Origin of the sequence: Streptomyces sp. NPDC012510, assembly GCF_042955065.1 — a bacterium.
Taxonomy (GTDB): Bacteria; Actinomycetota; Actinomycetes; order Streptomycetales; family Streptomycetaceae; genus Streptomyces.
Genome location: NZ_JBIBEN010000014.1, coordinates 144,416 through 163,892 on the forward strand (window position 1 = coordinate 144,416; position 19,477 = coordinate 163,892).

Annotated in this window: 17 protein-coding genes and 2 pseudogenes; 6 read left to right on the plus strand and 13 right to left on the minus strand. The window is 71.1% G+C overall.

What is annotated here, in order from left to right:
• Positions 1-80 precede the first annotated feature (80 nt).
• Together ACFY9I_RS25695 and ACFY9I_RS25700 are read left to right on the plus strand one after the other, a co-directional pair.
• On the plus strand, positions 81-329 hold the full coding sequence (locus ACFY9I_RS25695) for a hypothetical protein (protein WP_391005430.1): 249 nt from the start codon (positions 81-83) through the stop codon (positions 327-329).
• Positions 330-680: 351 nt separating this feature from the next.
• Positions 681-1,904 (plus strand): TerD family protein, encoded by a 1,224-nt coding sequence (locus ACFY9I_RS25700; RefSeq protein WP_391005620.1) that lies wholly within the window; start codon positions 681-683, stop codon positions 1,902-1,904.
• Between the two features lie 152 nt (positions 1,905-2,056).
• Here ACFY9I_RS25700 and ACFY9I_RS25705 read toward each other — a convergent pair whose 3' ends face one another.
• The 3 genes and pseudogenes from ACFY9I_RS25705 to ACFY9I_RS25715 all read right to left on the minus strand — a co-directional run bounded on the left by ACFY9I_RS25705 (position 2,057) and on the right by ACFY9I_RS25715 (position 6,209).
• Complete coding sequence (locus tag ACFY9I_RS25705; RefSeq protein ID WP_391005432.1) at positions 2,057-3,076, minus strand: 1-aminocyclopropane-1-carboxylate deaminase; 1,020 nt, start codon at positions 3,074-3,076, stop codon at positions 2,057-2,059.
• Positions 3,077-3,456: 380 nt separating this feature from the next.
• Positions 3,457-4,095: pseudogene (locus tag ACFY9I_RS25710) on the minus strand (GntR family transcriptional regulator); the annotation flags it as partial.
• Positions 4,096-4,724: 629 nt separating this feature from the next.
• Positions 4,725-6,209: a hypothetical protein gene (locus ACFY9I_RS25715; protein ID WP_391005434.1), complete on the minus strand. Its 1,485-nt coding sequence runs from the start codon at positions 6,207-6,209 to the stop codon at positions 4,725-4,727.
• Positions 6,210-6,669: 460 nt separating this feature from the next.
• On the opposite strand from ACFY9I_RS25715, the gene ACFY9I_RS25720 reads away from it, so the two are divergent.
• A complete protein-coding gene (locus ACFY9I_RS25720; protein WP_391005436.1) occupies positions 6,670-8,493 on the plus strand; it encodes an endonuclease/exonuclease/phosphatase family protein in 1,824 nt (607 codons plus the stop codon).
• A 98-nt stretch (positions 8,494-8,591) separates the two neighbouring features.
• Here ACFY9I_RS25720 and ACFY9I_RS25725 read toward each other — a convergent pair whose 3' ends face one another.
• The gene (locus tag ACFY9I_RS25725; protein WP_391005437.1) at positions 8,592-9,299 is read right to left on the minus strand and encodes an antibiotic biosynthesis monooxygenase; all 708 of its coding nucleotides are present in this window, start codon (positions 9,297-9,299) and stop codon (positions 8,592-8,594) included.
• A gap of 114 nt (positions 9,300-9,413) precedes the next feature.
• On the opposite strand from ACFY9I_RS25725, the gene ACFY9I_RS25730 reads away from it, so the two are divergent.
• A complete protein-coding gene (locus ACFY9I_RS25730) occupies positions 9,414-10,457 on the plus strand; it encodes a YhjD/YihY/BrkB family envelope integrity protein (RefSeq protein ID WP_391005439.1) in 1,044 nt (347 codons plus the stop codon).
• Positions 10,458-10,544: 87 nt separating this feature from the next.
• Here ACFY9I_RS25730 and ACFY9I_RS25735 read toward each other — a convergent pair whose 3' ends face one another.
• The 3 genes and pseudogenes from ACFY9I_RS25735 to ACFY9I_RS25745 form a co-directional block, all read right to left on the minus strand.
• Entirely contained in the window at positions 10,545-11,717 is a 1,173-nt protein-coding gene (locus ACFY9I_RS25735) for an amidinotransferase (protein ID WP_391005441.1), read from the minus strand.
• A gap of 34 nt (positions 11,718-11,751) precedes the next feature.
• Positions 11,752-12,006: pseudogene (locus ACFY9I_RS25740) on the minus strand (DUF3618 domain-containing protein); the annotation flags it as partial.
• Entirely contained in the window at positions 12,003-12,455 is a 453-nt protein-coding gene (locus ACFY9I_RS25745; protein ID WP_391005443.1) for a phage holin family protein, read from the minus strand. The pseudogene ACFY9I_RS25740 and the gene ACFY9I_RS25745, both read right to left, overlap by 4 nt.
• Positions 12,456-12,699: 244 nt before the next feature.
• Here ACFY9I_RS25745 and dapA point away from each other — a divergent pair, with 244 nt between their 5' ends.
• Positions 12,700-13,599 (plus strand): 4-hydroxy-tetrahydrodipicolinate synthase, encoded by a 900-nt coding sequence (gene dapA / locus ACFY9I_RS25750; RefSeq protein WP_391005445.1) that lies wholly within the window; start codon positions 12,700-12,702, stop codon positions 13,597-13,599.
• Positions 13,600-13,644: 45 nt separating this feature from the next.
• Here the strand turns inward: dapA and ACFY9I_RS25755 are convergent, their stop codons facing one another.
• The 6 genes from ACFY9I_RS25755 to ACFY9I_RS25780 all read right to left on the minus strand — a co-directional run bounded on the left by ACFY9I_RS25755 (position 13,645) and on the right by ACFY9I_RS25780 (position 18,151).
• Positions 13,645-14,874, minus strand: a complete 1,230-nt coding sequence (locus ACFY9I_RS25755; RefSeq protein ID WP_391005447.1) for a WD40 repeat domain-containing protein — start codon at positions 14,872-14,874, stop codon at positions 13,645-13,647.
• A complete protein-coding gene (locus ACFY9I_RS25760) occupies positions 14,871-15,425 on the minus strand; it encodes a SigE family RNA polymerase sigma factor (protein ID WP_391005622.1) in 555 nt (184 codons plus the stop codon). The genes ACFY9I_RS25755 and ACFY9I_RS25760 overlap by 4 nt, the downstream gene beginning before the upstream one ends.
• Positions 15,426-15,593: 168 nt before the next feature.
• Positions 15,594-15,818: a hypothetical protein gene (locus tag ACFY9I_RS25765; RefSeq protein ID WP_391005449.1), complete on the minus strand. Its 225-nt coding sequence runs from the start codon at positions 15,816-15,818 to the stop codon at positions 15,594-15,596.
• 104 nt (positions 15,819-15,922) lie between these two features.
• Positions 15,923-16,903 (minus strand): 2,3,4,5-tetrahydropyridine-2,6-dicarboxylate N-succinyltransferase, encoded by a 981-nt coding sequence (gene dapD / locus ACFY9I_RS25770; RefSeq protein WP_391005451.1) that lies wholly within the window; start codon positions 16,901-16,903, stop codon positions 15,923-15,925.
• 391 nt (positions 16,904-17,294) lie between these two features.
• The gene (locus ACFY9I_RS25775; RefSeq protein ID WP_391005453.1) at positions 17,295-17,831 is read right to left on the minus strand and encodes a TetR family transcriptional regulator; all 537 of its coding nucleotides are present in this window, start codon (positions 17,829-17,831) and stop codon (positions 17,295-17,297) included.
• Positions 17,831-18,151 carry an SMR family transporter gene (locus tag ACFY9I_RS25780; protein ID WP_391005455.1) on the minus strand — a complete coding sequence of 107 codons (321 nt, stop codon included), beginning with the start codon at positions 18,149-18,151 and terminating at the stop codon, positions 17,831-17,833. Before ACFY9I_RS25780 ends, ACFY9I_RS25775 begins: the two co-directional genes overlap by 1 nt.
• Positions 18,152-18,485: 334 nt before the next feature.
• Between ACFY9I_RS25780 and ACFY9I_RS25785 the strand changes: the two genes are divergently transcribed.
• A complete protein-coding gene (locus ACFY9I_RS25785) occupies positions 18,486-19,406 on the plus strand; it encodes an AbfB domain-containing protein (protein ID WP_391005457.1) in 921 nt (306 codons plus the stop codon).
• Positions 19,407-19,477: the final 71 nt, after the last annotated feature.

Below are 19,477 nucleotides of genomic sequence, written 5' to 3' on the forward strand. Positions count from 1 at the left end.
GCCGGCCCCCGCCTCCAGGCCTCGACGAGGTGGGCGAAAAGCCGAGGCGGCTGATCGGCCGTCCGGGCTAGCATCCGCGCATGCCACGCCCCCAGGGATTCACCTACGAGCAGCACTCCGACGGCATCGCCACCATCACCCACCACGGCCGGGGGGCCACCACCCTGCGCGGACCGCGAGCCGCCCAGTTCCTCGCCGAGGTGGAGACGGCCCCCGACCCCCAACTGGTCATGGCCCGCTGGACAGGCAACTACCGCCGGGGCAACGAACGCACCGCCCGCGACCACCCCCGCAACCGCCCCGGCGCCACCCCACGCGATCGCCGCTGACGCCCGCGAACACAGCGGCCTGCCGCACCGCACGGCGCACCGCCACGGGCCACCGCCCACCGACACCGGCCGCCTCGGGCACCGCCCACCGACACCGGCCGCCCCGGGCGCCACCCACCAACACGGGCTTGCCTCGGCCACCGCCCGCCGACACCGGCCGCCACCGGCACACCGCCCACCGCCCACCGCCACGGGCCGCATCGGGCCGAGACGGGCCGCCTCGGGGAGACGGGCCGCCTCCGGTCCGTGCCCCGGGCTCCTAGGAGGACCCGGCAGCCCCCGAACGGCCCTCATCGGCGCTCGGTAAGGGAACGGTAAAGCGGCCTGAATCGTTCACCACGCATGACCGCTATGACCCCCGGCTCGAACATCCCGCTGCCTGTCACCCGCGTCGCGGTGGACGTCGCCGCCCCGGTGCGGCTCGACGTATCGGGCCTGCTGCTCACCGCCGACGGCAAGGTGCGCTCGGACGACGACTTCATCTTCTACAACCAGCCGACCGGCCCGGGCGTGACCTACCGCTCCGGCGGCGGCACGACGCCCGACTCGATCACGGTGGACACGACGGCCGTCCCCCCGGGCATCGAGAAGATCGTCGTCACGGCGAGCCCGGACGCGGCGGGCCAGTCGTTCCAGGGCATCGAACCGACGGCGACGATCCGCGACGCCGCGACCGGCTCCGTGATCGCCACGTTCACCCCGCCGCAACTGGGCACGGAGACGGCCCTGGTGGTGGTGGAGATCTATCTGCGCAACGGCGCCTGGAAGGCACGCGCGGTCGGCCAGGGATATGCGAACGGCCTCGCGGGCATCGCGACGGACTTCGGTGTCACGGTGGAGGAACCCGCCCCGGCCCCGGCCCAGCCAGCCCCCGTAGCCCCGCCCGTACCCACCATGCAGCCCCCGGTGGTCCCCCCGGCCCCGGACCCCCGTCTCACCGCGCCCCCGGCCCCGCCCGCCCCTCCGGCCGCGCCCCCCGCGCCCGCCCCCGGCGCCGGGAAGATCAACCTGGACAAGGGCCGCGTCAGCCTCCAGAAGAACCAGACGGTCTCCCTGGTCAAGGGCGGCAGCCCGCTGCTCTCCCAGGTCAAGATGGGGCTCGGCTGGGAGCCCGCGTACCGGGGCAAGGACATCGACCTGGACGCGTCGGTCATCGCGTACGGCCCCCAGCGCAACCACATCGACAGTTGCTACTTCGGCAAGCTGTCCATCGTCAACGGCGCGATCAAGCACTCCGGCGACAACCTCACGGGTGAGGGCGGGGGCGACGACGAGGTGATCGTGGTGGACCTCGGACGGATTCCCCAGGAGGTCACCGGGCTGGTCTTCACCGTGAACTCCTTCTCCGGTCAGAAGTTCACCGAGGTCGCCAAGGCCTACTGCCGCCTGCTCGACGCCGCCACGGGCGAGGAGCTCGTCCGCTTCGACCTCACCAACGCCGAGGCGCAGACGGGCGTGATGATGGCCAAGCTGATCAAGCAGTTCTCCGGCGAGTGGGAGATGACCGCGATGGGCGACTTCGTGAAGTCCCGTACGGTCCGGGGCATGGTGAAGCCGGCGGCCCAGGCGCTCTGAGGGCACATGCGCGACGACGCCGGGCACCCCGGGCGGGGGCGCCCGGCGCGTGCGCCGGGCAGAGGCGGTTCACTGCCCGGCGCATCCCCGCCAGGTGTCGGCTCCGACAGGAGCCGGCGAGCGGGTTCAGCCAGGCAGCGGCGCGCCCGGCGTCACTGGATCACCCCGCTGTACGCGTTCAGCGCGGGCTGTCCGCCGAGGTGGGCGTAGAGCACGGTGGACTCCGGCCCGATCTCGCCACGCTCAATCAGGTCGACCAGCCCGGCCATCGACTTCCCCTCGTAGACGGGGTCGGTGATCATGCCCTCGGTACGGGCGGCGAGCTGCATCGCCACGAGGGTGGCGTCGTCGGGAACTCCGTAGATCCCGGCGTGGTAGCGCTCGTCAAGTTCGATGTCGGCCACGCCCAACTCACGCTTGACGCCGATCAGTCGGCCGGTGTTGTGGGCGATGCGGGCGATCTGCTCGCGGGTGCTGAGGGGCTTGGCGGAGGCGTCGATGCCGAGGACACGTCGGGGGCGTCCGCCCGCCTCCTCCAGCGCGGCGAAGCCCGCGACCATGCCCGCCTGGGTGGAACCGGTCACCGAGCACACGATCACGGTGTCGAAGAAAACGCCCAACTCCCGTTCCTGCTCCGCGACTTCGTAGGCCCAGCCGGCGAAGCCGAGGCCGCCGAGGGGGTGGTCGGAGGCGCCCGCCGGGATGGCGTACGGCTTGCCGCCGCTCTCCTCGACCTCACTGAGCGCCAGTTCCCAGCTCTCCTTGAAGCCGATGCCGAATCCGGCTTGGACCAGCCGTACGTCGGCTCCTGCCAGCCGGCTGATCAGGATGTTGCCCACCCTGTCGTACACCGCGTCCGGCCAGTCGACCCAACTCTCCTGTACCAGAACGCACTTGAGCCCGGCGTGGGCGGCCACGGCGGCGACCTGGCGGGTGTGGTTGGACTGCACTCCGCCGATGGAGACGAGGGTGTCGCAGCCCTGGGAGATCGCGTCGGCGACCAGGTACTCCAGCTTGCGGGTCTTGTTGCCGCCGTAAGCGATGCCGGAGTTGCAGTCCTCGCGCTTGGCCCAGACGGAGGTGCCGCCGAGGTGGGCGGTCAGACGCTCCAGCGGGTGGACCGGTGAGGGCCCGAAGAGCAGCGGGTAGCGCTCGAACGAAGCAAGGGACACGGGTCCTCCCGGGGTGGGGTTGGCGGGTGGGGTGGGGTGGAGTGGAAAACGGGTGCGTCAGTGGCCCGCCGCGAGGACGAGCGCGTCAGGGAAACCCTCGGGTCGCCTCGACGCGGACACCCAGGCCACCTTCACCGAGTGCCTCCTGGGGTCAGGGTCACCTCGACGGAGTGTCCTCGGGCCGCCTCGACGAGACCGGGCCGCGAACCACGACGACCGGCTCGCCTCGGGCCATCTCGGCAGGCTCGCCTCAAGTCGCCTCAGGTCGCCCCGGCGGGCTCGCCGTCCGGTTGTTCGTCGAGTGCGCCGGGGGGTCGCCGGAGAAGTTCGCCGCCAGGTTCACCCGGTGCGCCGACTGCGCCGGGTGCGTTCTCGGGTTCGTCGGCGAGGGCGGCCAGGCCCCGCCAGATCTCCGCCGTGACACGGACCGCCTCGGCCGTGTCCCCGGCCGCGCAGGCCTCGATCAACCGCTGGTGCAGACCCGCCGAGCGGCAGTTGCCGCCCTCGCCGAAGCGGCGTCGCTCCAGCCGGCGGATGAGCGGGGTGTAACGGGCGATGGTCGCGGCGGCCGCGCGGTTGCCGCTCACCCGGACGAGGACGTCGTGCAGTTCGTCGTCGGCGACCAGGGCGGCGTCGACGTCGCCCGCCTGCACGGCCGCCGAGAACCGCTCGTTGGCCGAGCGCATCGTCTCGACGTCCGCCGCGAACAGCCGGGGCACGGCGACCCGGGTGGCCAGTTCGTGCATCGCGCCGACCACGGCCGCCGCGTCCCGCACCTCGGCGGCGACGACGGCCGTCACCCGCGTGTAGCTCTGCGGCTTGCTCTCCAGCAGCCCCTCGTCCACCAGCCGCGAGAACGCCTCCCGCACCGGCGCCCGGGACAGCCCCAGCAACTCCGCGAGCTCGGCGTCCCGCACCACCGCGCCGGGCTCGATCTCCCCGGCCACGATGGCGTCGCGAATGGCTCGGTAGGCACGGTCCCTCAGCAGGGTGCGGCCGACCGGTCGTATGGCCTCCATGAACTGAAATGTTAGATGTCAGCGTGAGTTCGGACAAGGGGTCCAGTCGCCTCGTGATCCCCGGCCGTGAGCAGCCCCAGAGTCAGGAGGCGGCCGCAGGAAGGTGCGCAAGGCGCTCGGGCGACATGCTGTCTCCTGCGTGGCGTGGATGGCCGCGGCGCCAAACCCGAGTTGGCTCGGCCTCACGGTTCCGCGTGCGGCAGAACGCCGGCCGAACGGGGGACAAGGGCACCCCGTGCCTTCGGTGAATCCCCAAGGGGCTGCGCCCCTTCGACCTCCTGGCGCAGAGAACCCGGGGTGCATGGGCGAGTGCGGGCGAGTGGGACTTCTCGCGCAGTTCCCCGCGCCCCCGAAAAAAGAACCAGGCCCCACGGGCCCACAAGCCCAGGCCCAGCGCCCGAGAGACCACGCCCGGCGAGCCTGAGAGACAGGGCCCCGCGCCCCTGACGGACCGGGCCCTCAGGACTGAAGCCCAGGCCCGCGAGGCCCTGGGAGACCGGGCCCTGCGGGCCTCAAAGACACGGCCCTAGGCCGGAGAGCGCGGGGCGCAGCCCCTGCTGGTCATGGGCGTGGAACTACGCGAGACGCCCCACCGGACCCGCACCCGCCGACGAACCCACACCCCCGAGCTATTGGGCGCCCCCGCCCCCTGGAAGGCCGGTCTGCGAGCGCGCCTTGAACGCCGCCTTCCGAGCCTCCTTCGCCACCTTCTTGTCGGGGTGGATACGCCCCATCGCCTCCAGGACATCGGGCGTGGCGGGATGCTCCACCCGCCACGCCGCGTCGAAGAACGCACCGTGCTGCTGGGCAAGCCCCTCCACCAGCGCCCGCAGCTCCGCGGAGTTCCCCTCGGCAGCGAGCTGCGCGGCCACCGTGTCGATGGTGAGCCAGAAGACCATGGCCTCGGACGGCGCGGGCACGTCGGCCGCGCCGCGCTCGGTCAGCCAGACCCGCGCGAGCCCGCCCAGCTCGGCATCGTCCAGCACCTCCCGCAGGGCGGGCTCGGCGACGACGCCCACCAGGGACAGCGCCTGTTGGCAACGCAGCCGCCGCAGCGGAGCACCCGCGTCGGACCCTCGGGCGGCGGCCAGCAACTCCCGGGCCGCGTCCAGGGCTTCACGGCGCGCGAGCCACTGCTCGGTCTCGGCCTGCGCCGCCGCGGGCGGGAACGTGGCGGTGCCGTCCAGCAGCGCGTCCGCGCCCTTGTCGACGAGGTCCCCGACGGCGGGCGCGGGCACTCCCGCCTCCTGGAGCCGCGCCCGCATCCCGTACAGCCCGAGCGGGGTGAGCCGGACCATGCCGTACCGGGTGACGTCGGTCTCGTCGACGACCGGCGCACCGGGCTCCTCGGCGGCGACGGCCTCCTCCTCCGTGTCCGTCATCAGCCCCTCGTCCACGGGCTGGTACCGCACCAGACCGACCGGCTCCAGCACCCGGAACTGGTCGTCGAGCCGCATCATCGCGTCCGAGACCTGCTCCAGCACGTCATTGGTGGGCTCTCCCATGTCGTCGGGGACGAGCATCGACGCGGCGAGGGCGGGCAGCGGCACCGGGCCGTCGCCGGGGCCGTCCTCGCTGACGGTGAGGAGGTAGAGGTTGCCGAGCACCCCGTCGAGGAACTCCGCCTCGGCGTCAGGGTCCCAGTCCAGCTCGGAGAAGTCGATCGTGCCACCGGAGTCCATGGCGTCGACGAGCCCGTCGAGGTCGGGCACGCTCGCGTCGGCGAGGGCGGTCTCCAGGGCGGTGAGCCAGACGCCGAGCACGTCCTGCGGGCCGCCGGAGGTGAGCAGCGCCAGTTCCGTGCCGGCGGAGACCGTGCCCCGCTCCTCGTCGACGATCTCGACGAGGCCGGTGTCCACGGCCACCCTCCAGGCCTCGCTGGCGGAGGCCGCCGCGTCGTCGTCCTCGACGCCCTCGCCGGTGAGTCCGAGCGCCTCGGCGGCGGCGGGCAGTTGCTCGTCGACGAGTTCGCCCCCCGGGCCCACCCGCGTGTCCGGCCCGGCCCAGCGGGCTAGCCGTACGGCGCGCGAGAGCAGCGGTGTCGCGAGCGCCTCGCGCGCCAGCTCCGCTTCGGAGAGAAGCCGCACCGGCGGCAGTGGCGAGCTGTCTGACATCGGTGGGATCTCCTCGGAACGAGCGGTGACGACGATGCGGGCCGTACTGACGGTGTCCGTACAGGACAGGCCTACGCGCACGAGTACACCTGCACGATTACACCCGTACGACTGCACCCACATGTACGGGCGGAAAGCGCCGTCCGATCACGCGCGGCACCCGTACGAGTACGGCAGCCGCTCAGCCTAGACGGATTTCCGCCCATGCCGCCCGGTTCATGTACCTGCCAGAAGCTGGACGTGGCTGAAACCTTGACAAGTGCCCTGACCAGGCAGGAGATTGACGCGCGTAGAAACTCATGGGTAGCTCTGGGTCGACTCCGGGACCACCCACGGACGCGACCTCCTGAGGTCGTCGGATCCGTCGGAGTTCTACGCGCGTCGCACCGCCCCACCGGTCGCAGGCCACCCCCCGTCCACCCTCGTCCCGGCGCTCATGTACGTCCCCGGAGGGATCCCCTTGTCGAGCAAGAGAACCGCGCGCATAGGCGCGCTGACCGTCGCCGCCATCTGCTCCACGGTGTCCACCGTGGTCCTGACCTCGCCCGCCGAGGCGGAGTCCCTGCGTATCCACGACATCCAGGGCACCACCCGGACGTCACCGCTCGCCGGTCAGCAGGTGACCGGGGTGGAGGGTGTCGTCACGGGCGTACGCACCTACGGCGCGCGCGGCTTCTGGATCCAGGACACCCGGGCGGACGCCGACCCGGCCACGAGCGAGGGCGTCTTCGTCTTCACCAACTCCCGGCCGACGGTCGCGGTGGGCGACGCGGTGACGGTCGCGGGCACGGTCTCCGAGTTCGTGCCGGGCGGCACTTCGTCCGGAAACCAGTCCGTGACGCAGATCACCCGGCCCACGATCACGGTGATCTCCTCGGGCAACGCCGTCCCGGCGCCGACGGTCATCGACGCCAGGTCGGTGCCGAGCCGGTACGCCCCGGCCGGCGACCCCGCCGCCGGCGGCTCGATCGACGACCTGACGCTCGCCCCCTCCGCCTACGCCCTGGACCGCTACGAGTCCCTGGAGGGCATGAACGTCCAGGTCGCCGACACCCGTGTGGTGGGTGCCACCGACCCGCACACCGAACTGTGGGTCACGGTGAAGCCCCGGGAGAACGCCAACCGGCGCGGGGGTACGGTGTACGGCTCCTACACCTCGCAGAACACCGGCCGGCTGCAGATCCAGTCGCTGGGCGCGGTCGCCGACTTCCCGAAGGCGAACGTCGGTGATGTGCTGAAGGGCACCACGGCCGGCCCGCTGGACTACAACCAGTTCGGCGGCTACACACTCGTCGCCAACCAGCTCGGCACCCTGCGGCAGAGCGGTCCGGAGCGCGAGACGACCCGTAGGCAGGCGCGCGGCGAGCTGGCGGTGGCGACGTACAACGTCGAGAACCTCGACCCGTCCGACGCGAGCTTCGCGGACCACGCGGCCGCCATCGTGCACAACCTCCAGTCGCCCGACATCGTGGCCCTGGAGGAGATCCAGGACAACAACGGCGCCACCAACGACGGTACGGTCGCCGCCGACCAGACGGTGAAGAAGCTGGTCGACGCGATCGCGGCGGCCGGCGGCCCGACGTACGACTGGCGGTCGGTCGACCCGGTCGACCTCGCGGACGGCGGTGAGCCCGGCGGCAACATCCGCCAGGTGTTCCTCTTCAACCCCGGCCGGGTCTCCTTCACCGACCGCGCGGGCGGCGACGCCACGACCGCCGTCGGTGTCACGAAGTCCCAGGGCAGGGCACGGCTGACGGTCTCCCCCGGCCGTATCGACCCGGCGAACGCCGCCTGGACGAACAGCCGCAAGCCGCTCGTGGGCGAGTTCTCCTTCCGGGGCAAGTCCGTCTTCGTGATCGCGAACCACTTCGCCTCCAAGGGCGGGGACCAGTCGCTGCACTCGGAGTTCCAGCCGCCGGCGCGTGTCTCGGAGACCCAGCGTCACCTCCAGGCGACCGCCGTGAACTCCTTCGTCAAGGAGATCCTGGCGAAGGAGCGGAACGCGGACGTCATCGCCCTCGGCGACATCAACGACTTCGAGTTCTCCGGCACCGCCGAGCGCCTGGAGGACGGCGGCGCCCTGTGGTCGGCGTTCAAGTCGCTGCCCAAGAGCGAGCGTTACTCCTACGTCTTCCAGGGCAACGCCCAGGTCCTCGACCAGATCCTGATCAGCCCCTCGATCCGGCGCTCCTGCGAGTTCACCTACGACAGCGTGCACATCAACGCGGAGTTCAACGACCAGATCAGCGACCACGACCCACAGGTGCTGCGGTTCAGGCCGTAACACCGTCCGGGGTGCCTCAGGGCTGGCTGAACGCCTCGTTCAGCCAGCCTTTCCCTGTCCTGACAAGGTGAGTTCTCGGAGAGCCCACGGGCGGCGGGTCAGTGCGGGACCAGACCGAGGGCGTACTCGTAGCGCATCACCGATCCGTTCTTCGTCAGCCCGGGCCAGGTCTGTACGCGCTGCCAGAGCTCCGAGGGCGAGCCGACGCCGTCGCCGGGCGCGGCGAGGGCGTCGATGTGCTGCTGAGCGCTCTCCCACTCGGCGTAGTTGAGGACGCGGGTGCCGTCGGTACTGAGATGGAAATGGGCGGAGAGACCTCCGGGGCGCGGGTGCGGCTCCGCAGCCAACGCCTCTTCGACGGCGTCCACCCAGCCGCGCTGCCGGTCCGGGTCCGGCCCGTCGAACTCGATGTCGACGATCACGACGCATCCCGGCACTCGTCCCGCGCGTTCGCCGCTCTCGAGGCTGCGGTAGTGCCGGTAGCGCCCGAGCCACTGCCGCTCGATCCCCTGCACGGCCGTGTCGACGGCGTCGTTGCGCTCCGACCGACGCGTCCGCACATACGCCTCGTACGCCTGCTCGTCGGCCCATTGGGAGTAGTGCAGCAGGCCGGAGCCGTCCTCCGCCGTGTAGACGTAGTACCCCAACAGCCCTTCCGGGGGCCAGGGCCGCCGCTCCCAGGTGTCGGCGATGGCCTCGACGGTCCGGCGCTGCCGCTCGGGGGTGCCCACCTGCCAGGTGCTGAAGAAGGGTGCCCCGACTTCAGGTCGGTCGAGAACGGGGTGGTGGTGCGTACGACTGGTCATGCCGCTCTCCCGGGTTTCGGTACTCGGTGTCCTTGCACCCACCACCTTTCAACCTCAACCAAGATTCAGGTCAAGTCCGCGATTCGGGGCCGGGTTTCGGGACACCCGCCGCTCATGGACGAGAAGCGGCCCGAGGCCGAGCGGGCGGAGACCGAGCGGCGGGCCGGGGCGGACAGCCCCGTCGGACTGCCCAGGCGTTCGTGGTGGGCGGTGGTGCGGCGCACGATCAAGGAGTTCCAGGACGACGAACTGTCCGACCGGGCGGCGGCGTTGACGTACTACGGCGTACTGTCACTGTTCCCGGCGCTGCTGGTGCTGGTGTCGATGCTCGGGGTCGTCGGACAGCGTGCGACCGACAGACTCCTGGACAACATAGGGGGCCTGGCACCGGGCCCCGCACGGGACGTCCTGCGTGACGCCGTCGTCCAACTGGGTGATAGCGGGGGCGCGGGCGGGGTGCTGGCCATCGTCGGTCTGCTGGCGGCGGTGTGGTCGGCGTCGGGGTACGTGGCCGCGTTCATCCGGACGTCCAACGCGGTGTACGACCTGCCGGAGGGCCGCCCGGTGTGGAAGCTGACGCCACTGCGGATCGTCCTGACCCTGGTGCTGATGCTGATGCTGGCGGTGAGCGCGATGATCGTGGTGTTCACCGGTCCGCTGGCCGAGCGCGCCGGCACGACGATCGGGCTGGGCGGCGCGGCCATCGCGATCTGGGACATCGCCAAGTGGCCGGTTCTGCTGGTGCTGGTGACCGTGATGATCGCGCTGCTCTACTGGGCCGCCCCCAACGTCCGGGGCCGGGGCTTCCGCTGGGTCAGCCCCGGTGGTGTCGTCGCCACGCTCATCTGGCTCGCCGCGTCCGCCGGTTTCGCCGTCTACGCCGCCAACTTCGGCTCGTACAACAAGACCTACGGCACCCTCGCGGGTGCCGTGGTCTTCCTCGTCTGGCTCTGGCTCACCAACCTGGCGATCCTCCTGGGCCTGGAGTTCGACGCGGAACTCTCCCGGGAACGCGCTATCGCCGAGGGCCGGTGCGCCACCGACGAGCCCTATGTCGAACCCCGCGACACCCGTACGTGGCCGCCCCGGCTGCGTGCCCTGCGCGAGGCCCACAAGCGGACGACGGGGCCGACCGGGCCGGTCGGGCCGGTCGGCTGAGGTGCGGCGCGGACCACCGGCCGGCCGACGCACCGACCGGCCCGGCAGTCCCGACCGGCGGTCCCGAGCGGCAGTCCCGACCGGCGGTCAGTCGAAGTACGACCGCAGCGTTCCACGGCGGCGGATGTCCAATGTCGCGCAGTGGAACGAGCCGCCGAACGGGGCGTAGTGCAGCAGGTCGCACGGGATCGGCTCGAACCCCCACTTCTCCAGGGCGCGCAGCATTCCGGTGTGGTGGCGCTCCGCGACCACCCGCTTCTCGTCGATCATGAGCACGTTCATGCTGAGCCACTTGCCGCACATCGAGGTGATACCGAGCAGACGCTCGTCGATCGGGTCGGGCTCGGGGGCGACCAGCACGTCCCAGGAGTCCAGGACGTGGGGCAGCCGGTCCACGTCGATGTACTCGGGGTTGACGAGCACCTTGCCGGGGGCCAGCAGCACGAACGTGGTGTCGATGTGCATCGGCGTACGGCAGCGGCTCTCGATCTCATGGATGCGGTAGTCCGGGCCGAGGTGGCGCCGCAGCCACTCGATGCCCATCCGGTTGGTGACATTGCTCCGCGTCACGAACAGGTCGCGTCCCGCGCGCACGAAGTCCGCCGCGTCGAACACCGGCTCGAACTCGGTGAGGATGTAGCGCGGGGGCTCGCCGGGCCGCGGGATTCGGAAGTCCGCGTCGAACAGCTCGTCGGTGAGCTGGGGCTTGGGGGCCGCCGTCCAGCGGGCACCGCGCCGGAAGTAGTCCTTGAGGATGCCGCGATAGGAGTGGGCCTCGAAGTAACGGCACGGCCAGGCCATCGGCGTCTCGATGATCTCGTCGCCGATCACGAGCATGCTGTCGCGGGGGCAGGTGTTGCAGAAACCGCGGGACGACCAGTCGGGGGTGCTGAAGCGGCGCCGGTGGTCGACCGCGTCCGGGCGCCGGACCGTGATCCCGAGCGACCGCAGCAGGGCGACGAACTCGTCGAGTTCGTGCCGCGCCCGCTCGATCAGCACCCGGGGATACCTGAAGCCCGCCGCCAGCCCCTGCAACCGCGCCGCCCACGGCGGGACGTTGCAGGTCACGACCGGGTGGCCGGAGGGGATCGTCGCGCCTTCGAGCCGGCCGACGACGATCTCCTCCAGCGGGTCCCACTCGTTGTGCGAGCAGACCGGCGAGACACGGGGTTCCGAGACGGTGACGGCCGGGGCCGGGGCGTCGGCACGCGCGGGCGCGATACCGACGGCCGAGGGCGCCGGCTTCACATGACTCACCATGGCCGATGCGTCTCCTCAGGCCCGGCTAGTGGTAGTGCCGCCACACGAAGACCCCGGCGGCCACGACCGCCACCCCCGCGCCGCCCACGACCAACGCCTCGCGGGGGACCCGGTCCCACGCGGAGTGCGCCCTGGCCTTCACATCGGCCTTGGCGGCCAGTTCCTCGACCGTGTCACCGAGCTGGGAGCGGGTCGTCTCGATCTGCCGGCGGAGTTCGTCGGGCCCCTTGGCGCCCACGGAACCACTGGTGTACTTGGAGGCACCGGACGTGCCGGATGTGTGCGTCATCGCCGAGCCCTTCCCTTGATCTCGTCCATGTCCGCCTTGACGCTGTCGAGCGCCCGCTCCGGCTTGGCGGGAGTGGCCCGCCGTAGCTGCGCGCGCCCGACCGCGGCCAGCACGGCGGCGATCACGAACAGCACACCCATGACGATGAGCGCCGCCGCCCACACGTCGAGCACCAGGGACAGCGCCCCGATGCCGGCGGCGGCGAGGGCCATGAAGCCCACATAGGCGACGGCACCGGCCGCGCCGAGCAGCCCGCCGCCCCGCCCCGCGCGCCGCCCCTTCTCGGCCAGCTCCTCCTTGGCAAGCGCCAGTTCCTGGCGGACGAGCAGGGAGAGCTGTTCGGTGGCCTGCCCGACCAGCTCACCCACGGAGTGGTGGTCGTGGTCACTGGGCCCCGAACGCTCGGACCGCATGAATCGCGGGGGCCTGGTTTCGGTGGTACCGGTCACGGTGTCCCGCCTCCTCACATATCGGGACACCCCGGGTACCCTGCCGGGCGCGCGCTACCCCTGCGGTAACTCGGCGGCCGCCCTGCGGTGCTCCTCCCTGTCCCTGCCCCTGCCCCCGTCCCTGTCCCCGTCCTCGTCCTCGTCCCCGTCCCCGCTCTCACTCTCATCCTCGTAGGAAATCTTCCAGATATCTCTTAGAGAAATTAAGTGGAGCTTCATAATGGTGGCCGCCGAGACTACCCCCATGACCCTCACCCACCGCCCCGCCCCGTTCGGCCGCGCGCTCTGCGCGATGATCACGCCCTTCACCGCGTCCGGCGCGCTCGATCTCGACGGCGCCCAGCGGCTCGCCGGCCGGCTGGTGGCCGAGGGCTGCGACGGGCTGGTGCTGTCCGGGACGACGGGTGAGTCGCCGACGACGACGGACGCGGAGAAGACGGAGCTGATCCGTGCCGTGCGCGCGGCGGTCGGCGACCGCGCCACAATCGTGGCGGGGGTCGGCACCGCCGACACCCGGCACACCGTGGAGCTGGCGCTGGCGGCCGAGAAGGCGGGCGCGGACGGCCTGTTGGCGGTGACGCCGTACTACAGCAGACCCCCGCAGGACGCGGTCGAGATGCACTTCCGCACACTCGCCGACGCCTGCGGACTGCCCGTCGCCCTGTACGACATCCCCGGCCGCACCGGCACCCGCATCGAACCGGAGACCATGATCCGGCTCGCGGCCCACCCCCGGATCGTGGCGGTGAAGGACTGCGCGTACGACCTCCTCGGCACCCAGAAGGTGCTGGCCGAGACGGAGCTGGCGTACTACACCGGCTGCGACGAGTACGTGCTGGCGCTGTACGCGATCGGCGGCGCGGGCTACATCAGCACGGTCGCGAACGTGGCGCCCTGGCCCTTCCGGGCGGTCATCGACGCGTTCGACGCCGGTGACACCGCCGAGGCGGCGCGGCTGCAGCGGGCGACCGTCCGGCTCACCGAGCTGATGATGGGCTCCGGCCTGCCCGGCACGGTCACGGCGAAGGCTCTGCTCGGGCGGCTGGGGCTGCCCGGCGGACCGGTGCGCGCACCCCTGCGGCCCGCCGACCGCGAGACGGCCGACGGGCTGCTGAGGGCGTACGAGCGACTGGTCTCGACCTGAGGTCCGAACGAGCGACTGGTCTCGGCCTGAGGTCCGACGGGGCGGTCAGCGGGTGGCGAAGACCGGGGTCCAGCGCCCGGCCGCGCCGTCGTTGCCCTTGCGGGCGCCGCTGAGCGGGAGCGTCCTGTCGCTGCCGATGGTGACGAGCACCAGGGCGTTGTGGAACTCGTTGTCGCCTGGCGTGATGTCCCAGGCGATGAGCCGCTTGTTGTCGACCCATGCGAGCAGCTGCTGTCCGCGGATCTTGTGGAGCCGCTTGCCGGTGCGCGGGTCGAGGATCTCCGAGGCGGTGGTTCTGGCGCCGCCCGCGAAGCCGCCCGCCGCGAGCTTGCCGTTCGGTGAGAGCCCCGCCTCCACCGACCAGGTCAGGTACTTCTCGGCGGCCGGCTTGTCGACCTTGGCGCCCTTCAGGTCGTAGTACTGGTCGTACGGTTCCATGGTCAGCCCGGAGCGGACCAGCTTTCCGTCACCGCTGAAGGAGAAGTCCTGGCGGGCGTTGAGGATTCCCATCTCGTTGCCCTCGTCGAGAGTGACCCCGCTCCATTGGCTCTTCCCGGAGTCGACGTCGACAACGTAGAAGCCGGTCCGGTAGGAGGTGGACCAGTCCGACTCGAAGTCGTTCTTCTTGCCGTCACCGTCCGAGTCGTAGTCCGCCCTGTTCAGCAGGTCGGGGTGCTTGCTGTAGGTAGTGGCCACCAGCTTGCCGCCGTCGGACGAGAACTCGACGCTCGCGACACCCCGGTCGACCGGGATCCAGCGCTCGACCTCGCCGGTGAGCAGGTCGAGGAGCCCGATCCGCTTGGCCGGCAGCTCCTTCTCCAGGACGGCCGCGGTCCGCATGCCGGGGGCGACGGCGACCATGGACCAGCGGGTGTCCTTGACGTACTTGCCCGTCTCCTGGTCGAGGATCCGGTAGGTGCGCTGGCGGACGGCGGTGTCCTTCGACGTCTTGACGTTGTCGGAGGTGTACCACGCGGCCAGTGCCACGTCCCCCGCCGCGATCACGTCGCGCGGCGGCGACTGGTCGGGGTGGGCGATGATGTCGCTCTGGTTCTTCTCGGTCGCGAGTCGGACCTCGTGCCTGCCGGAGTCCAGCAGCGGCACGGCCACCGCGACCGCGACCACGGCGGCGGTGGCCGCGGCGACGGTCGCGATCGTACGGGTCCGGCGCCGGCGCCGGGCGGTCAGCACCCGGTCGGCGAAGCCCGCCGCCAGGGGCGGCTCCGCCGCGGCCTGCTCCCTCAGGGAGTCGCGCACCAGTTCATCGACGTTCACGGACGCACCTCCACGGGCGAGAAGTCACGGGACGGCTGCTGCTCGGCGGCGGGACCGAGCGAGGCCAGCTCGGGCGCGAGCGTGCGCAGCCGGGCGAGCGACCGGTGGGTGGTGGACCGGACGGTCCCGACCGAGCACCCCAGGATCCGGGCCACCTCGCGCTCGGGCAGGTCCTCGAAATAGCGGAGCACGAGCACGGTGCGTTGCCGGGCGGTCAGCCGGGCCAGCGCCCCGCGCATCACCAGCCGCAGTTCCACCCCGGCCGCCCCGTCCACGGCGCCGCCGCTCTCCGGCGGTTCGGCGACGGTCAGCTCCCGGCGCCGCCACTTCAGCCGCCAGCGGCTGACCTGCTGCCGGTAGAGGATCTGCCGTACGTACGCCTCCGGCTCGTCGATGCGCTGCCACCGGCCGGCCGCCTTGATCAGCGCGTTCTGCAGCAGGTCCTCGGCGGCGTGCCGGTCCCCGCCGCTCAGCAGTACGGCCGTCTTCAGCAGCGTCGACGACCGCCCGGCCACGAACTCCCGGAAACTCTCCTGCCCCGCGGCATCCATCGTCACCTTCTCTTCCCCGGCGGACCCCGTGTCCCACCCCTGTGTTCCTTGTGACGCGCGGACCGGCGCGCGGCTATGCCATCGCGCGGAGAAAATGTGCCGGGAACGCGTTCGGGGCCCGTACGCGCGCGTGCGCGTACGGGCCCCGAGTCGTCGAACCGCCCTGGATCAGCCCCAGCGGTACCCGTCGCCGAACAGGAGGGTGTGCTCCAACACGTCCTCCATCGGGTCGTCGACCTGTCCGACGTTGATGAGCCCGATCCGGGGGCCGTTGTGCGAGGACTTGTTGGTCTCGTCGGCGTGCGCGGCCCCGGTCGGCAGCCAGCACACCGCCGCCGTGGCCAGCACTCCCGTGACCACTCGCGCCACGGTCCCCGCCCGGTCGTTCCTCATCCCTCGGCCCCTCATCTCGTCGGTTCGGCCACTGATCGGACACTGTGTCCACCAGTTCATCTGCCTGCACCGCGCGAAGGTCACGCCGAGCAACCCTTACGGGTTCAGTTGTGACTGTGCAGGATCTCGTTCAGGCCGCCCCAGACCGCGTTGTTCGGGCGGGCCTCGACCGTGCCGGTGACCGAGTTGCGGCGGAAGAGGATGTTCGAGGCGCCGGAGAGTTCACGTGCCTTGACGACCTGGCCGTCGGGCATGGTGACGCGGGTGCCCGCGGTGACGTACAGGCCGGCCTCGACGACGCACTCGTCGCCCAGGGCGATGCCGACGCCCGCCTCGGCGCCGACCAGGCAGCGCTCACCGATGGAGATGATGACGTTGCCGCCGCCGGACAGCGTGCCCATGGTGGAGGCGCCGCCGCCGATGTCCGAGCCGTCGCCGACGACGACACCGGCGGAGATACGGCCTTCGACCATCGAGGTGCCGAGGGTGCCCGCGTTGAAGTTGACGAAGCCCTCGTGCATGACCGTGGTGCCCTCGGCGAGGTGGGCGCCGAGGCGGACGCGGTCGGCGTCGGCGATCCGGACGCCCTTGGGGGCCACGTAGTCCGTCATGCGGGGGAACTTGTCGACGGAGGTGACCTGGAGGTGCAGGCCCTCGGCGCGCGCGTTGAGACGCACCGTCTCCAGTTCGTCGACGGCGACCGGGCCGAGCGAGGTCCAGGCGACGTTGGGGAGGAGGCCGAAGATGCCGTCCAGGCTCTGGCCGTGCGGCTTGACCAGACGGTGCGAGAGCAGGTGGAGGCGCAGGTAGGCGTCGTGCGTGTCGATCGGCTTCTCGTCGAGCGAGGCGATGACCGTACGGACCGCGACGACCTCGACGCCCCGCCGCGCGTCCCGACCGATCGCGGCGGTCGCGCCGCCGCCCAGCAGCTCGGTGGCCCGCTCGGCGGTCAGCCGCTCGGTGCCGGAGGGGCCCGGCTCGGCGGAGAGCTCGGGTGCAGGGAACCAGGTGTCGAGGACGGTGCCGTCGGCGGCGATCGTGGCGAGGCCGGCGGCCACGGCGCCGGTGGTGCGAGGAGCAGTCATGACGGCAACCTAACCGGCCGGGGGCGGTACGGGCCAACCCGTGGCGGGGGCGTCTCAGGAGCCGGGCACCTCCCGGACATACGGTGCCGAGCAACCGGCCCACCGTGCGATACCGAGCGACCTGAGCCCACTCCGTGCGAAGCCGCGCGATGCCGTGCGATGCCGCGCGATGCCGTGCGACTTGCCCACTCCGCACGGTATCGGGCGGTCATAGGCCACTTTTCGCAGTGCCGAGCGGTCATGGGCCACTTTTCGCAGTGCCGAGCGGTCAGCGCCCACTTCATGACGGTGGCGGGCGACCAAAGCCCACTCCATGCCGGTGCCGGGCGACTGCTGGCCCGATGCCCCGGGAAAGGTTCACGCTGCCCGCACTGTCTTCCGGCCGGTGTCTTCAGGGAATGACGCGCGCCAGCACCTCCCGTGTGTACTCCTCGTCGTAGGGCACTCCCGTCAACAGGACCTGCAGGCAAATCCCGTCGACCAGGGCGACCAGGGCTCGCGCGGTCACCGGGTCGGTGCGGCGGGCGAGGCAGTCGGCGAAGCCGCGCCCCCACTCGTCGGCGACGGGCCGCAGCGCGGGCCGGCGCAGGGCGGCGAGGTAGAGCTCGTACTCCACCTCCAGGCCCGTACGGTCGCCGGTGAACCATTCGCCGGCCAGCGCGGCGAGTTCGGTGGCGAGGTCGGTGTCGGGGTCCCGAAGGGCGCCGCGGGCGACGTAGGTCTTCGCGAAAGCCTCGTTGGCCTGCCGCAGGGCGGCCACCAGCAGATCGTCCAGGGACTTGAAGTGGTAGGTCGTCGAGCCGAGCGGGACGTCCGCCTCGGCGGCCACCGTGCGGTGGCTCAGCCCGGCGATGCCCTTCTCCCCGACGACCCGGATGGCCGCGTCGATGATCCGCTGTCGCCGGTCGGGGTCGTGGCGCCGGGCCATCAGTGGGCGCCTCCCAGGTTCAGCACCACCACTCCCGCGATGATCAGCCCGATCCCGGCGACCTTGGTGAAGCTCAGCCCCTCCCCGAAGAGCACCAGGCCGAGCGCGGCGACGGTCGCGGTGCCGACTCCGGACCAGATCGCGTACGCCGTACCGATCGACATCGACTTCAGCGCCTGGGCGAGCAGCACGAAGGAGATGACGTAGCCCACGCCGGTGACCACCGACGGCCCCACCTTGCTGAAGCCGTCGCTGTACTTCATGGCGGTGGTGGCGGCCACTTCGGCGGCTATGGCCGCGGCGAGCAACAGATATCCCATGTGTACGAGCGTACACACCATAAGTACGGGTGTACACATGATGCGTACGGATGTACACAGCAGGTGTAGACGTACACGCCAGGTGTACAGGCTCGGATATGGGCGGAATTGAGTGCCGTCGACCGCCAAGTGGGCGCCGTTTCGGGGCCGTTCCGTTATGGAAGCGCTCACTGAAAGGGCTCCCCGCACACCCCTTGGTCCACTACTGTTTCAACGGTCAATCTCCCGATTGTGTGACGACCGCCAAGGTTTTCGCACACCGGTGACACGTACCACCTCCCCTGACCCGCATGACGAATTCGCGTCCGCCTGTGCGACGCCGAGGGAACCGCGCATGCCGCCACGAAAGCCCGGACCTGATCCGGACCAGACCACGCCCAACCTTCCGGTGCTCCGATCAGCGAAGGTGTGGGAGACCGGTGTCGCCCCGGACGACACGCGAATACCGGGCACGCGCCGCCTCTGGCTGGCCGGCGCCCTCGCCCTGGCCGTCGTCTCCTCCTGCGTGACCGCGCTCACCCTGCAGGGCTCGGGACCTGACGACTCGTCACAGCGCGAGAGTCACACGACCGCCGCCGACGACCGGGACCTGCCCTCCCTCTCCCTCCCGCCCGAGTCGCCCGCCACGACCGGTGCGCCGGACGGCAAGAGCGGTCTGTCGGAGCCCCAGGGTTCCGAGGACGCGTCGAAGGACAAGGACAAGGACAAGGGTTCTTCCGCCGAGGACACGGAGGACTCCGAATCCTCCGAGAGCCAGCAGGGCGGGGCCAAGCCGACGTCCCAGCCGTCGAAGTCGACCACGGCGCCCAGGAAGCCGCCGTCCACCTCGACCACCAGCAAGTCCGTACGGTCCGTCAACTACCCGGACCGCTACTGGCATCTGCGCAGCGGTGTGATCCAGCTGGACCAGGTGAGCTCCCGCAGCGGAAGCGAGACCAGGGAGGACTCCTCCTTCAAGGTCGTCTCCGGGCTCGCCAACTCCTCCTGCTACTCCTTCCGCATGGCGGACGGCCGCTACGTACGCCACCAGAACTTCGTGCTCCGCGCGGCGGGCCACGACGGCTCCCAGCTCTTCAAGCAGGACGCCACCTTCTGCCCGCGCTCCGGTTACTCGGGCTCGGTCCTGCTGGAATCGGTGAACTACCCCGGCCACTTCGTCCGTCACCGCAACTTCCAGCTCCGCCTGGAGCGCGCCGAACACAGCGGCTACTTCTACGCGGCCGCCACGTTCAACCTGGTGAAGGGCTTCTCCTGACCGCAAGCCCCCACCGCCGACACGGGTGTGGCCCCTGGCGATCTCGCCAGGGGCCACACCCGTGTCCGGTG